The organism is Nitrososphaerota archaeon, assembly GCA_011605775.1.
In the GTDB taxonomy this organism is placed as follows: Archaea; Thermoproteota; Nitrososphaeria; order Nitrososphaerales; family JAAOZN01; genus JAAOZN01.
In genome coordinates this window covers 1-13,427 of record JAAOZN010000105.1, presented here as the reverse complement: position 1 = coordinate 13,427, position 13,427 = coordinate 1, and the positions used below count along the sequence as shown (strand labels likewise).

Below are 13,427 nucleotides of genomic sequence, written 5' to 3'. Positions count from 1 at the left end.
GGGCTTTGGGCTGTATCACTGACTTGCCCGAAGTGTGGTGAGCCTGTGGAGATCAAAGAGGGGCTTGAGTGCAGAATCAAGGCTATAAGGATGGTATTAGACAAGAATTGATGGAGAGGGGTAATTTGTCCACAGCTAAGATCGTGACGATGGCGCACGGTGCTGGAGGCTCTGTGATGCAGAGCCTAATAAAGAGCGTTATTGTGATGAAGCTGGGTGGGAGCGGGGTTGAGGTGCCTCTTGAGGCGCTTGACGATGCTGCTGTTGTCAATGATATAGTTTTGAAAACTGACTCGCATACCGTTAAGCCTCTCTTCTTCCCAGGTGGGGATATCGGTAGGCTTGCTGTCTCCGGAACTGTGAACGACATATGTATGGTTGGGGGTGAGCCGCTAGCCCTCACCGCAGGCTTCATAATAGAAGAGGGCTTCCCCATAGATGACCTAGCCAAGATAGTCGATAGTATGGCTGAAACCTGCAGAGAGGCTGGTGTCTACATAGTGGCTGGAGACACAAAGGTTGTTGAAAAAGGCGCATTAGATAAATTTGTCATAAACACTTCTGGAATAGGTAGGCGAAGCCCACTTCTAGACAGAAACATCGAGGTTGTGAAGAGATACCGACCCTTCAACTCAAGGTGGCTCCTAGACTCCAACCTTAGGGCTGGCGACAAGATCATCTTATCCGGCGCAGTAGGCGATCACGGGGTGGCTGTGCTCTCAAGCAGAGAGGGCTACGGCTTCGAAGGAAATGTATGCTCAGACGTAAAACCTCTGAACAAGGTCGTAGCTAAGATCCTTGAGGTTGGTGGGGTGGTTGCGCTAAAAGACCCTACTCGAGGTGGATTGGCTAACGCGCTAAATGAATGGTGTGAGAAGTCTGGTGTAGGCATTGTGGTTGATGAAGCGAAGATACCTGTACACGATAATGTTAGGGCTGCTTGCGATATGCTCGGAATAGACCCCTATGAAGTCGGGAACGAGGGGAAGATGATAATAGGGGTGGTCAAGGAGAAGGCTGAAGAGGTCCTAGCAGCTCTACGTGAAACACCCGAAGGTAGGGAGGCTGAAATAATAGGCGAAGCAACCAGCAGCTTCAGAGAAGTGGTATTAAAGACTAAAGTGGGTGGTAAGAGGATAATTCCACCACCAATCGGCGACCCCGTCCCTAGGATCTGTTAGAAGCAAACTTAAGGGTCAACCGACCATACTTATACTCTATGTTACAAGACCCCTCTATAGAAACCATACAGGGGCCGACTGGTCTGGTTGGTGTGCAAGCTTTACCGAAAAGAGCGCACTCTTGGGGATAGATCAAGCCTCGAATAACCTCGCTACACCTACACCCAGGCGGCTCCTTAAACTCAACTGAATCTAAAATCTTGAGCTCGTCTTCAAAGACCTTCCGCGCATCGTGCTCCTCAAATCTTCTCCTAATCTTCATACCAGAGCCCCTTATCAGACCTAAGCCACGCCAAACAGAGTCTGAGGGCTCGAAGACATCGCCCAAGATCTTCAGCGCCTTCGTATTCCCCTCGTATCTCACCACACGAGTATACTCGTTCTCAACCTTCGCCTCACCCTTCTTGACCTGCCTTGCTATCATCAGCACAGCAACCAACATATCCAGCGGCTCAAACCCAGAGATGACTTGAGGTATATGATACTTCTGAGAAAGGGGCTCATAGGGTTTGAGACCTATTATCGTGCTTACGTGCCCCGGCTCTATTAGCCCGTCGATCTTCATCTCACCGAGCCCGAGAAGCGCGTCTAGTGCAGGTGGCACATAGCGGTGGCAGCAGAGCACATAAAAGTTCCTAGGGGGGTCGTTAAGAAGCACGGAAGCCGTGCTTGGAGCGGTTGTTTCGAAGCCTATAGCCATAAAGACCAGAGGCTTGCTGATTTCTTTAGCGATCTTAAGCGCATCCTCTACACCATACACCACACGTACGTCACAGCCCTCTGCTTTGAGGTCTGCTAGCGAGCCTCCTTCCACAGGAACCCTTAACACATCACCATACACAGCCACGGTAAACCCTCTTCTGGCTAAAGTCTTAGCTTCCTCAAACTCTCTTGGTGGTGTTACGCAGACCGGGCACCCCGGTCCTTGCCTCATCTCAACATTACACTCCGCTAAGAGCGTGTCTAGGCCGTTCTTGACGAGTGTGTCTTGGTGGGTGCCGCAGACGTGCATGAGTCTAAGGTTTAGGTTCAGTTCTCTGATCTTATTCACAATCAGTTTAGCGATCTGCTGGTCTGCTAGCTTAAACGTCAACCGCGCCAGCACCCTCCTGCTCTAATTCGAATATTTCCTGCCAAAGTCGAAGCGTTTCTTTCGCCTCTTCTTCGTTCATAACTTGGATAGCGAATCCAGCGTGCACAACCACATACTGCCCAACTTCAACATCAACCAACGAGATGTTTACATCACGCACTATACCTCCACCGAAATCGACCTTAGCGTGTGTACCCTCCTTACTTAACACCTTACCAGGCACAGCCAGACACAAACTATCTCACCACCTCACTATGCTTAGATGTGGCAAGCAACCGCAACCTGCCCAAGGGATAGACCCCCATCTCCTGGTGGAACTAGTACGTTGGTGTAGAGTCTGTGTTGTGTCTTGTTAACAATCTTTTTGATGGTTGTTGTGATGTGCTGGTTGTAGGCTACACCGCCCGACAACGCTATACTCTTCACCCCTAGTTCTTCAGCCGCCTCCACAGCTAGGTATGCGAGGCCCTTAGCCAAATACTCTTCTGCCGAATACGCTAAGTCTTTCACCCTATACCTCCCTATGTTATCAAGCACTGCCTCCACCATATTAGAGGTTTGCAGAATATTTGAGGTTATTAAGGGCTCCATCTTCAGCACATCACAACCACCCACAGCCGCTGCCTCTAGCTTCATAGCAGGTTCACCCTCGTAGGTTCGCTCGTAGCAGATTCCCAAGATGGCTGCAACTGAATCCAAAACTCTGCCGCAGCTCGAGGTCATCGGCATATGCTTCTGCTCGAGCATCCTCAAGATAACCTCAGCCTCCTTCACACCATAGGGCAGTTTATCGGCTACCGATCTCAGCCAGGCTTCGTGGTGGTTTGAGTGTAATAGTATCGCTGCTGCTACTCTGATAGGATACTTTGTGGCTAGATCCCCTCCTGGAAGAGGATGAAGTTGTAGGTGTGCTAGGCGTCTGTAGTTGGCGTATGTGCAGTAGAGCACTTCGCCGCCCCAGATGGTACCATCAGCACCGTAGCCAGCGCCGTCTACAGAGATTCCTACCGCCTCCTCTAAACCGTATTCTGCCATCACAGAGGCTATGTGTGCGTGGTGGTGCTGCACTCTGATCAAAGGCAGCCCTCTTTCTTTGACTAGTTCTTCGGCGAGCCTCGTGGTTAGGTAGGCTGGGTGTAGATCACAAGCCACTTTACCGATCTCTGCTCTAACTAGTTTTGTTAGATGGTTGACTGCTTCTTTGAGGAAGAGATAGGTGCTGTGGTGCTCGATGTCACCTATGTGTTGCGTTAGGTATGCTCTATGCGCCACGTTTACGCAAGATGCGACATTAAGTTCACCGCCTAAGCCCAGCACCGACTCTTTTGGTTGGAAGCGTAGCTCAACAGGCTCTGGTGCGTATCCTCTTGACCTTCTGATCAGAGAGGGTTGCTCTTCGATGACCTTCACAACCGAGTCGTCGCATCTATGCGCTATTCTCCTATTGTGTAGTAGGTGGTAATCCACATCACCTTTAAGCCGCTCCACTGCCTCCTCGTTATCAACTATTATAGGTTCACCAGATGGGTTGGCGCTCGTCATAACAAGGGCAGGCTCCTTAGTTGCGTTCAAGAGAAGTGAGTGGAGAGCTGTATAGGGTAGCATCGTGCCTATATTATGTAGACCGGGCGCAATCTCTTCAGATAGGTAGTAGGAGTCACTCTTCCTCAAAAGCACTATGGGTTTTATGTGGGATGTAAGAAGCTCCTCCTCTTTCTTCGACACAACCGCAAACGTCTTCACCACATCTAAGCTCTTGGCCATTATCGCGAAGGGCTTCTGTGCCCGATGTTTGCTCCTCCTCAACCTCAAGATCGGTTCTGAGTTGGTTGTTGCTGATGCGAGGTGAAAGCCACCGTTACCCTTCACCGAAACTATCTTCCCTTCGTCTATCAGCTTAGCCGCCTCTTCTATAGGGTCTCTACAGTCTACGAATTCTCCGCTCCTATCAACAAGATAAACTTGTGGACCACAGATGCTGCAGGCAATAGTCTGGGCGTGGAAGCGTCGATTCGTGGGGTCTGTGTATTCACGTCTGCATTCTTCGCACATCGGGAAGTCCGACATGGTTGTGTTGGGTCTATCGTAAGGCATAGCTTCTATTGTGGTAAATCTGGGTCCGCAGTCTGTGCAGGTGATGAAGAAGTATCTGAACCGCCTATTATTTGGGTCATAGAGCTCTTGGAGGCAACTGTCGCAGATGGAGACGTCTGCTGGTATTATAGAGCCGCTTTCAAACCCCGCCCTCGAGCTCTCTAATATGGTGAAGCCAGTTAGAGGGGTGTTGCTCTCCTCTTCAAAAACTTTCAGCTCATAGATCTTGGATAGAGGGGGTCTTTTATGCTGAAGATCGTCTAAGAAGGAGTTGACAGCCCCGTCTCCGCCCTCAACCACAACCTCTACCGTACCATCGCCTAGGTTCTTCACATAACCTTTAAGACCCCTCTCAGATGCCGCTCGGTAGACGAATGGGCGAAATCCTACACCTTGCACGACACCTTTGATCAATATGCGGAGACGGGGCATCTATGATTAAATGGGTAGGTGGTTATATTTCAGCTTAAATGGGTTTGGTTTTATCTAGTTCCTGCAGCTTTGAAGCTATTTCAGATTCGCCTATGTTGCGTGCTAAGCCTAGTATGATTCTCTCACGCTTGGCCAACTCTATGGCTAATGGGTCAACCACCTTAGGTCCGTGTAGTATAACCATTCTCGGTTTGAGTTGCGAAACCCTTATGGCGACCAGCGGGGATCTTCCCAAGCCGACCTTCGTAAATACCAAAACACGCTCCGTAGTTGAGCCGAAGATCCTATAGAAGCCGAAGCCAGAGAGAGCATATATGGTTCTGATGCTATCGAGCACAGTGTAGCCGCAGATGCTCCAATCTAACATCTCTGAACCAGTTAAAACCTCGGCCTTCAGCGCCTCAACAACCTCAGATGCTTTAACCGGAGCAGCATACTCCCCCAGAACCAGAATCGGCTCAAGCTCACTGCTCAAAACCTGCTGGTTAAGTAGATCTATGTTGCGCGTCACGTTAGCTAATTCGACGAGGGCTTGAACATACCTTCTTACGAAGGCTATGCCTGGCGAAGGACGTCTACCGTTTTCGTAGTCGCTGAGCACAGAAGGTGAGACCCCCATCTTTTTGGCTAGCGCTGCTTGCCGAATATTCAGCCTCTGCCTCCACGACTTTAGGGTTGCTGCTGGATTCTCGCTCATAACTATTGAACCGGCAATTCTTAATGTAATCTCGTCACTCTGCATCATCTATTCGTCTATCGACAAACCAACTTTATATTTCTGTCGAACTCCTTTGTTTTAATGTGAGTGTTGGAAAAAAGAGCTTTGTTTCACCGTATGTTAACATATCTGCTTCAGCGCAGTTGAACAAGACCGGTAAGTTGCCTGTAAGTCGACCTACCGCTAAGCAGAACCTTGGTGGTATGTATTTGACTATAGCCTTCAGCGTGTCTCCATCGATCATACTCACTCTCGCTATCGCCTCTAGATCTTTCTCGCTAGAGAAGTTGAAGATGAAGATGTTATCAACCTGCCTATACACACAATCTTTAATCGCATCAGGCTGGTTGGTGATGAGTGTTGTAAACAGACCTAGGTGCCTCATCCTTGTAACAATATCCTCCCAATACGTCTCCCTGAGATAGAGGTGCGCCTCCTCAGCGAAGAGGAAGCAAGGCGAAATCTTACCCAGCTCTAAAAGATGAGTAAGCTTTGAGAGGATGAACTCCACTACAATCCTTCTGAGAATCTGCGTAGATCGATTAAGTGCGATGATGAGCGCCCCTCCCTCATCGATCGTGGAGAAGAGGTCCTCGAATGTGCTCGCTAGCTCCTGCTCTTCTGTTATCAGGTTTGATGAGGCTAGGGTTAGGAGTCTCGATATTAAGGCTTCTTTGACGTGTTCGTTACCTCTTCTGTTCAATGTAGTTTCGATTAGATCTGTTAGTGTTAGCCTACCGTAATCGGCCAATTCATCCCATATTCTTAAAAATTCTCTGAGTGAGGTTGTGGGTAGGTCTAGGGCGTGGCAGAGTATGTCAGATATCCCCTTTTTCCCTATGTAGTCTAGTGTAAATCTTAGGTTTTTAGAGGGCTCAAGCCTCAGTACCCTATCGCAGATGGGTGAAGGTGTGCCGTCTCGATGGTAACCTATTCCCTTGTATTCGTCGTTTATGTCGAGCACAACAACCTTTGCATGGTTTTGAATAAGCTCTCTTATTAGAAGCTTTGCTAGATGCGACTTACCTGAGCCCTTTTTGCCTGTGATTATTGTTAACGCGCCATCTAAAGATTCGAGGGGTATGCTGAAGGGTGATTGTTGACCGGCTCTACCCAAGTATACTAGTCTACTTGAGGATTGGTGAATGGATTCGAGCAGCCGATTTACTGGGATAGGTTCGACTCTAGAAGATACACGTGAAGGGAGGTGCTCAATACCCGGCATATAGCAGCCTGATCTTACAGAGCCCCTTATCTTGCATCTCAGCAGAATAAGGTCTCTGACTGTGTTTGAAAGTGAAGTGAAGCTCGATGGCTCCTCATCAACCTGCACATCTGCTTCTAGAACTTCTTCTCTAATAGCCTCCAGAAGAGCACCCTCTACATTCAAATAGGTCTCTTCGATGACTTGAACTATTAGAGATGAGCGCCTAAGAGAGTCCCAAATTACTAGGAAGTCTCCGATCTGCACATCAACAGGTCTTCTGCTTATGATGTGTATTTCGCCGCCGTTCTTCTCTACAACCTTCACTTCAGTTCACCTAGGTTTTATTGAGCCTAGGAGGAGTGCCCGCCTACCTCCGAGCTCAATCAAAGGAGACTCAACCTTCTTCGTCGCTGCCTTAAGTGTTAGAGCCTCGAGGCCTGTGAAGACTGTTAGGTGGTGTGCTAGCCTTAGAGACTCAGGGTAACCTCGGTAGTGATTATCTGATACGAGTAGGTCTGCAAAGACATCTTCAGCAAACCTCCTACTAACCAAATCCACCCTAATTGTGAGTGCCATCTCAGCCAACCTAGCTACATAAACCCCGCTTCCATCACCCCCGCAAACTAAACTAAGAGGAGAGACATAGGCAAACCAAGGATCCTCAGGTATGTTGTAGGCTTGTGATAGTAGTGCTAGTATTGAGGTTAGGCGGCTCTCCTTTGAAAAACCTACGAGATCTATATTCGCAGCCAAAGCTTCGGCTATTAATCTCCGTTTGAATTCTCTGAAGGGGCTTCCCATAGGTTCATCTAACACACCATCAACGAAGATCATGTGAATCTGCCGCTCCTCTACAAGCCTCTTTACAAGACAGAGCTCGAGCGCAGATCTCAGTATGCTCTCCGCACGCTCTTGGGTTAGTAGGAAGCTGCTTGACTCCAAGTTGCTGAACTCCCTAACTATGGGACTACTTCTCACACAGCTATATGCTCGATTCTCTAGGTTCGTCACGATAGTGGCTCTTGCCGCTAGAGTTAGGCTGTCGATTGTGTTCGCTAATGTTATGCAGGTCGAATCTAGGCTCGCAACTTTTTGTGGTGTGCCCTGCTTGGGTATTCTGACTGGCTGTATATTGCGCTCTAGCTCGGCTTCTTGCTCTGCTAGGTTTCCTCCTATGCTTGCGATGAGTTCGTCAAGTAGGGTGTTTAAGTCCTTTAGGAGTGTTGTTGAAGTAAGGTTTAATTGGTTGTTCATCTTGAGCAACAATAGTTAGGGCAAGTTGGGGATATAAATGTTGCGCAACTTGAACAACAATAAACAACAAGATGGATGAGACGATGACAGAAGAGCAAAAGAAGATAACGGTCAAGTTGAAAAAGGGCGGCTGGGAGGTAGAAATCAGCTGCTCCGCAGAAGAGGTTGAAAAGGCAGTTAAGGCTGTGCTGTCAAGCATACCAGAAGCAGCGATCCAAGAAGAGATGCCTCGACGTGAGAGGAGCGGAGCGGTAACATGCAAATCTTTGATCGAAGACCTTTGGCGGGAGGGCTACTTCCTCCAAGAGCGCACCCTCTCAGATGTTGATGTTGAGCTAAGTAGGAGAGGCTACCACTACGACAAAACAGCCGTCTCACACACCCTAACCGACCTTGTCAGAGAAGGTATACTGACGAGAAATGGGAGTATGCGTAACTACAGGTATGTGCAGAAGAAACCACCTTAACAACATCAAACATATGCGTTTCTTGATGCAAAAAGGCTTATTAATGCCACAAGATCTTTATGGGGACATAGAGGACGCTATTGACGCAATTATACAAGGTGAGGGGTGGCAAGCAAAGGAGGATTGTGTTACCAAAGGAGCTACGTGAAGCCTATGAGATAAGTGAAGGAGACGAAGCTATAATAATGGTTGAGGGGGAGCGATTAACTCTCCACATACACAAAGTTCCTGAAGATCCGATACAAGACTTAAGAGAGTTGTCGGAAACAGTCTCGTTAGGGTTATCTGCAGAGGAGTTGAAAAAGCGGGGCGACGAAGAGCGGTTAAAACATCTCCTTAACCGGGATAACTCTTGAGCAGAAGACAACCAACCTATTTCTTAGATTCATAAACACTTATCCACGCTATTGATGAAAGTGCAGAATATCACGAAGAGTGCCTAAACGCGGTAACCCAAGCGGCTAAGGGAGAAATTAGCGCTGCGACCAGCCTAAAAACGCTAGAAGAGGTGTTCTTTATCCTTTCTAAACTCACCTCTATATCAACAGCTCTACGTGCCATACTTGACTATCTGAAGATGACTAAGATTAGGAAATATGAGGTAGACCTAACCATCTTCGAGAAAGCCCTTGAACTCATAGAGATAACTCCGATTAAGCGTCCGAAGGATGCGATAAATGTAGCAACGATGCTTAAACACCGTATACCGAAGATAATTAGCGAAGATAAAGAATACGATAAAGTTTTCTAATAGAGAGGGTTCACCCTAAAGACCTATCTACCGTTTAACGGAGACGTCTGCAGATGACTAGGGGGTAGTGTGGTATGGAGTCGAGCATATCCCAGCTCACCTCCCCTAACCCAACGCCGAATCTTTCTGAAGCGTCCCAAGCGGTTCTACCAGCTCCAGAACCTCTTACGTGGTGTGCGGCTTCAGCCAACATCAAAGCATCTTCTACGCTGATGTCTGTGCCCCAGAGCGCTAGTGGCGTTGCTCTTGGTCTGCCTTTGAGCATTCTGCATATGAGGTAGGTTAGGAAGCCTCCAGCCGCCCCTCTAATTTGTGGTATAGAGGTTCTTCTAGGCGATAGGTGAAGTGAGCCTATGGTGTAGGTCATGTCTGTATCTACGATCATTATTGAGACGCCCTTTATGCCTCTGCTCTCTAGGAAGCGCCCAATTTCCTCAGCTTCTTTCTGCGGGTCTGGTAGCGGTAGACAAGCATATGAGTACGGTAGGTTGCTGACATCTATGCCGCCTTCAGATCCGTGTCTGAGCGCTTGGAGTAGACCTGCGTAAGATAGTGCTAGCTGCTTATGCTTGGCGCCCTCGTAGATGGGGTATGCTCTGAGCCTTTGGATCGACTTCGGCTTTAGGTGGCAGAGGTAGGCAAGGAAGTAGCCCCAGATTACCCGCATCCAGAGTGCGGCGATGAGGCGGGCTGAGAATGTAGGTTTGATCCTGCTTTCATCCACTATGAGACCCTTAGCTGTTGAGATGGCTTTCTCTGAGATAACTATGATATCTCCCTCTCCCACAACATTTTTAGTAGCCCTCCATATTGCGTCTAGATAGTTGGTCTTAGGCTTCCAATACCTTGTCCGAATAGGTTTGAAGACCCATCTACCCTTCAAGGTGTAATCTTAGTCCCGACTGCTCTACCTACCGTTAAGAGGCTACTTAACCTACCACACTTTAAACCATTCAGAACCCAACATACGATGTTAAAACGCTGGATATAGGTTGGTAGTGCTTTATCGACGCAGCCGTAGCCAAGTAGAGCCGATGCGCTCATACTACGAATCAGCTTGGCTCCAGAATTCTTCTTAGGGTCGGCTGTGAACACACCATCAACATCCTTGAGGAGTACAACTAGGTTTGAGCAGCATCGCCACGCTGTGTAAGCGGCGATAGAGTCTGATGTTACGTCCCAGCTTGCCTCAAGAGTTTGGTCGAAGAACAGCTCGCGTGATGGAAGGTAGATGGGGACCGAGCCTTTAGAAGCTTCTTCCTTAGCTTCTGTTAGTGAGTGGGTGTAGGTGCATCGCTCATCTAAGCAGCTGAGTAGCAGCCCATATTGATCCATCGCTAGTATAGCCATCCTGTGCGCAACCAGATCGCTAAGATTGTAGGTTGATGCAGCCTCCCTAACCTTATCAGCAAAACTTCCACCGCCAGGCACGACGATTATTGCGTGCTTTGAAGCCAATTTAACTAATGTGTGCATAAGTTTGGTGAGCGCAGATTTATGCGGCTCTAAGCTGCCCCCGACTTTCACCACTACATACATAGCTCTGCTTCGCCACCCAATTTAGATGCTAGGAGCCAACCGAGGGCTGCGGCGGTTTCTGGTATGCTTGGCTTCAGTGTGGTGAGGTCAGAGAGCTCAAACGCTCTTAATCCGAGTTTCGCTGCTGCTGGTTTGGCTAGAAAGCGCCTACCTATACCAAAGGTTAAGCAACTCTCCACTTTGACACCCTTCTCCTCTAACCTAGTTAGGACCTTGTTTAAGGCGCCTACGATCTGCTTCAGCTGAACCTTGTATAGGTACCTCGCTATCTTATCAAGCGCCTCTCTGCTCAACATCTCTACATCAGCGCAAACGATCCTAGCTAGCCTAGCGTATGCTTCACCTATGCTCCTCCCCCTACCGTCAGCTGTCTCAACCGTAAACTCGTCTTCCGAGATGTGTTTTAGTATTAGGTGCACATCGCCTGTTGAGGCGAAGTATTCTGCTGAGACAGGTGTCAAGACACCGTTTACAGGGACCCTTCTAGTTAACGCGGCGAGGTTTGTTCTGAGGGCACCTGTATAGACCAGTTCTCCGCTTTGAAGCCGCTCAAGATCGGTCCTACCCTTCGCAGCAACCCTCCCTTTAAGCACGGGTATTATGTCTGTGGTTGTGCTTCCAACATCGATCATGATGCAGCTGTTTAGAAGAGTACCAGCTAACCAAGCGGTCGCTACCCAATTCGCCCCAGCCACTTCTAAAGGAGCTTTAATAGAAGTCTCTGCGTCAAAGAAGCTGCCGCTAGTACTCAGCACATAGATCGGCTTACCTCGATAAATCTTCTGAACAACATCTACAATATGTTCAACACCTTCACGCTTGGTCTGGTAGGCGTCCGATAACTCAGCGGTCATAGTTAATGCTACCGCATCACAGTCTAAACCAAGGGTTTTGTCGACTTGATTCAGCGCATCACATAACTTCTCTTTTCCAACCTTCCATATCGGGAAGTAGTGTGTGCAGAACCCTAGTAGCCTATGGGGTTCTCCAATCTTTATCACAGCAGCCTTAATATTTACACCACCCACATCAAGCGCCAAGATCAGCAAGGTCAACATCCACCTCTGCTGAGCAGCCGCTAACAACGCCTTTCAAGCGGCTAAGCGAATCTAAGTAACTAACGCCTTGGACCAAGATGAAGCACCTCTCGCTACCCCCTCTAATGGGGCTGCGGATCACTTCAGCACCCTCTACTTTAGCGCTTGTGGGTAGAGATGCTTTTATGAAGCTTGCAAACCCTTTGAAAACGGGTTTCTGGTCGGTTTTCGTAGGGGCTTCGTTGACCATCGTTCTAGCCACACCACCCTCTAAAACGCGGCATAAACCCAAGTATGATACCGTTAGACGGGGGTTGATCTCCAGCACAATAGGCTTTCTGTCTGTAAGAACTAGGTCTACGCCTACATACCCTTTTAAGCCGTGGAAGGCGGCTACAGCCTTTGATGCTGCGGTTAATGCTTCTTTGCTTAGGTGATGGGGTAGTGGGACGATGCCACCAAGATAAGCCGAATTTTCTTGAAGGGCGCCGATTTTTACGATCTGTCTGTTAAGTGATAGGGGCTGTATGTTACGCTCAGATACAATGAGACTGACGCTGGCTGGAACCCCTTCATACCACTTCTGTATGATGACGCTACCTCTTGGGTCTCTTTGGCAAGCTTTTGCGTATGCTGCTTCAAGCCCTTCTTCACCATACACTACACTCAGCCCCTCACAGCCAGCGGCCATCGTAGGCTTTATAGCAATCGGATACCCGATCTCTCTGGAGGCAGACCTCAAAGCCTCTGTATCAACACCAGCCTCAAAGCACCTTGATTCAGGAGCATCTACATCGATCTGAGCCAACCTCTTAGCTAACTTACATTTATCTGAGACTTCACGGATAGAGTCTGGTGTAGAGTTTAGGAGTTTAGGTGAATCTAATTCTTCTAGTAGCGTTGGGAGGATGTGCTCTGGGGCTATTAGAAGAAGATGGTCAACACTCTCTGAGAGCGAAGCAAGTCCTCGCTCAAACTCACTTTCATCAGAGCACCAGACTACCTCAGCCGACAGGAACTCTGGCTTCAGTCTTCGGTCGAGGATGGTCTTTACTGAAGCGCCGAGGGTGGCGAAATCTTCGATAGCTGATTTGAGCATGGCGTAGCCTTCTAGAAGCAGCTCATCATCTAAATGCGGTGCATAGGCGCTTAAGTATTCTACTACACCAACGTCCAACTGATCGTCTACCTATTCACTACGGATGCATCAACATACTATTTTAAAACCCCTTTTATTGACTACGAGGGCGTGAAGGTGATCCCTGTCATAGACATTTTAGGAGGAGAAGTTGTGCACGCGGTTGCTGGTGAAAGGCACCACTACAAACCGATAAAAAGCGTACTAGTAGATTCATCTAACCCGATACAAGTGGCTAGAGCCTTCAAAGAGAAGCTGGCTAGAACTTTTTTGTATGTTGCAGACCTAGACGCTATAATGGGCTCAGGAGATAACAGTGGAGTGTTGTGGGAGATTAAGCAGAAATTTAACTTCACGATGATGATTGACGCTGGTGCTGCAACCCTCGACGACGCTGTGAGGCTCATCAAACAGGGCTTTGATTTTGTGGTGCTGGGAACCGAGACACTTCACTCATTAGACGCGTTAAAGAATATTATGGATTCGTCTATCGGGGAACGGGTTATAGCTTCGCTC

Annotated in this window: 15 protein-coding genes; 5 read left to right on the top strand and 10 right to left on the bottom strand. The window is 48.4% G+C overall.

From position 1 onward, the window contains the following. Nucleotides 1-125 precede the first annotated feature (125 nt). A complete protein-coding gene (gene hypE, locus HA494_09505) occupies nucleotides 126-1,181 on the top strand; it encodes a hydrogenase expression/formation protein HypE (GenBank protein ID NHV97997.1) in 1,056 nt (351 codons plus the stop codon). On the opposite strand, the gene hypD is transcribed toward hypE, so the two are convergent. The 6 genes from hypD to HA494_09475 are packed head-to-tail and all read right to left on the bottom strand — an operon-like array spanning nucleotide 1,168 to nucleotide 7,979. Then, nucleotides 1,168-2,274 carry a hydrogenase formation protein HypD gene (gene hypD / locus HA494_09500; GenBank protein ID NHV97996.1) on the bottom strand — a complete coding sequence of 369 codons (1,107 nt, stop codon included), beginning with the start codon at nucleotides 2,272-2,274 and terminating at the stop codon, nucleotides 1,168-1,170. The two genes, hypE and hypD, sit on opposite strands and share 14 nt — an antisense overlap. Further along, nucleotides 2,264-2,509 carry a HypC/HybG/HupF family hydrogenase formation chaperone gene (locus tag HA494_09495; GenBank protein NHV97995.1) on the bottom strand — a complete coding sequence of 82 codons (246 nt, stop codon included), beginning with the start codon at nucleotides 2,507-2,509 and terminating at the stop codon, nucleotides 2,264-2,266. The genes hypD and HA494_09495 overlap by 11 nt, the downstream gene beginning before the upstream one ends. 23 nt (nucleotides 2,510-2,532) lie before the next feature. Next, nucleotides 2,533-4,800, bottom strand: coding sequence for a carbamoyltransferase HypF (gene hypF / locus HA494_09490; GenBank protein NHV97994.1), 2,268 nt, complete (start codon nucleotides 4,798-4,800; stop codon nucleotides 2,533-2,535). 34 nt (nucleotides 4,801-4,834) lie between these two features. Continuing rightward, nucleotides 4,835-5,542, bottom strand: a complete 708-nt coding sequence (locus HA494_09485) for a helix-turn-helix domain-containing protein (protein NHV97993.1) — start codon at nucleotides 5,540-5,542, stop codon at nucleotides 4,835-4,837. A gap of 28 nt (nucleotides 5,543-5,570) precedes the next feature. Then, the gene (locus HA494_09480; GenBank protein ID NHV97992.1) at nucleotides 5,571-7,049 is read right to left on the bottom strand and encodes an ATP-binding protein; all 1,479 of its coding nucleotides are present in this window, start codon (nucleotides 7,047-7,049) and stop codon (nucleotides 5,571-5,573) included. Nucleotides 7,050-7,055: 6 nt separating this feature from the next. Next, entirely contained in the window at nucleotides 7,056-7,979 is a 924-nt protein-coding gene (locus HA494_09475) for a DNA double-strand break repair nuclease NurA (protein ID NHV97991.1), read from the bottom strand. A gap of 71 nt (nucleotides 7,980-8,050) precedes the next feature. On the opposite strand from HA494_09475, the gene HA494_09470 reads away from it, so the two are divergent. From HA494_09470 to HA494_09460, 3 genes are all read left to right on the top strand, one after another. Then, entirely contained in the window at nucleotides 8,051-8,446 is a 396-nt protein-coding gene (locus tag HA494_09470) for a hypothetical protein (protein NHV97990.1), read from the top strand. Between the two features lie 125 nt (nucleotides 8,447-8,571). Beyond that, a complete protein-coding gene (locus tag HA494_09465) occupies nucleotides 8,572-8,802 on the top strand; it encodes an AbrB/MazE/SpoVT family DNA-binding domain-containing protein (GenBank protein NHV97989.1) in 231 nt (76 codons plus the stop codon). Between the two features lie 41 nt (nucleotides 8,803-8,843). Next, nucleotides 8,844-9,197, top strand: a complete 354-nt coding sequence (locus HA494_09460) for a type II toxin-antitoxin system VapC family toxin (GenBank protein ID NHV97988.1) — start codon at nucleotides 8,844-8,846, stop codon at nucleotides 9,195-9,197. A 34-nt stretch (nucleotides 9,198-9,231) separates the two neighbouring features. On the opposite strand, the gene HA494_09455 is transcribed toward HA494_09460, so the two are convergent. Genes HA494_09455 through HA494_09440 form a run of 4 tightly spaced genes read right to left on the bottom strand, consistent with a single transcriptional unit; the run spans nucleotide 9,232 to nucleotide 12,950 of the window. Next, a complete protein-coding gene (locus HA494_09455) occupies nucleotides 9,232-10,080 on the bottom strand; it encodes a hypothetical protein (GenBank protein NHV97987.1) in 849 nt (282 codons plus the stop codon). Further along, nucleotides 10,077-10,736, bottom strand: coding sequence for a hypothetical protein (locus tag HA494_09450; GenBank protein ID NHV97986.1), 660 nt, complete (start codon nucleotides 10,734-10,736; stop codon nucleotides 10,077-10,079). The genes HA494_09455 and HA494_09450 overlap by 4 nt, the downstream gene beginning before the upstream one ends. Further along, complete coding sequence (locus HA494_09445) at nucleotides 10,727-11,791, bottom strand: H4MPT-linked C1 transfer pathway protein (protein ID NHV97985.1); 1,065 nt, start codon at nucleotides 11,789-11,791, stop codon at nucleotides 10,727-10,729. Before HA494_09445 ends, HA494_09450 begins: the two co-directional genes overlap by 10 nt. After that, on the bottom strand, nucleotides 11,766-12,950 hold the full coding sequence (locus tag HA494_09440; GenBank protein NHV97984.1) for an ATP-grasp domain-containing protein: 1,185 nt from the start codon (nucleotides 12,948-12,950) through the stop codon (nucleotides 11,766-11,768). The genes HA494_09445 and HA494_09440 overlap by 26 nt, the downstream gene beginning before the upstream one ends. A gap of 78 nt (nucleotides 12,951-13,028) precedes the next feature. Between HA494_09440 and HA494_09435 the strand changes: the two genes are divergently transcribed. Further along, nucleotides 13,029-13,427 (top strand): phosphoribosylformimino-5-aminoimidazole carboxamide ribotide isomerase (locus tag HA494_09435; GenBank protein ID NHV97983.1); only part of this gene is annotated, 399 nt, incomplete at its 3' end.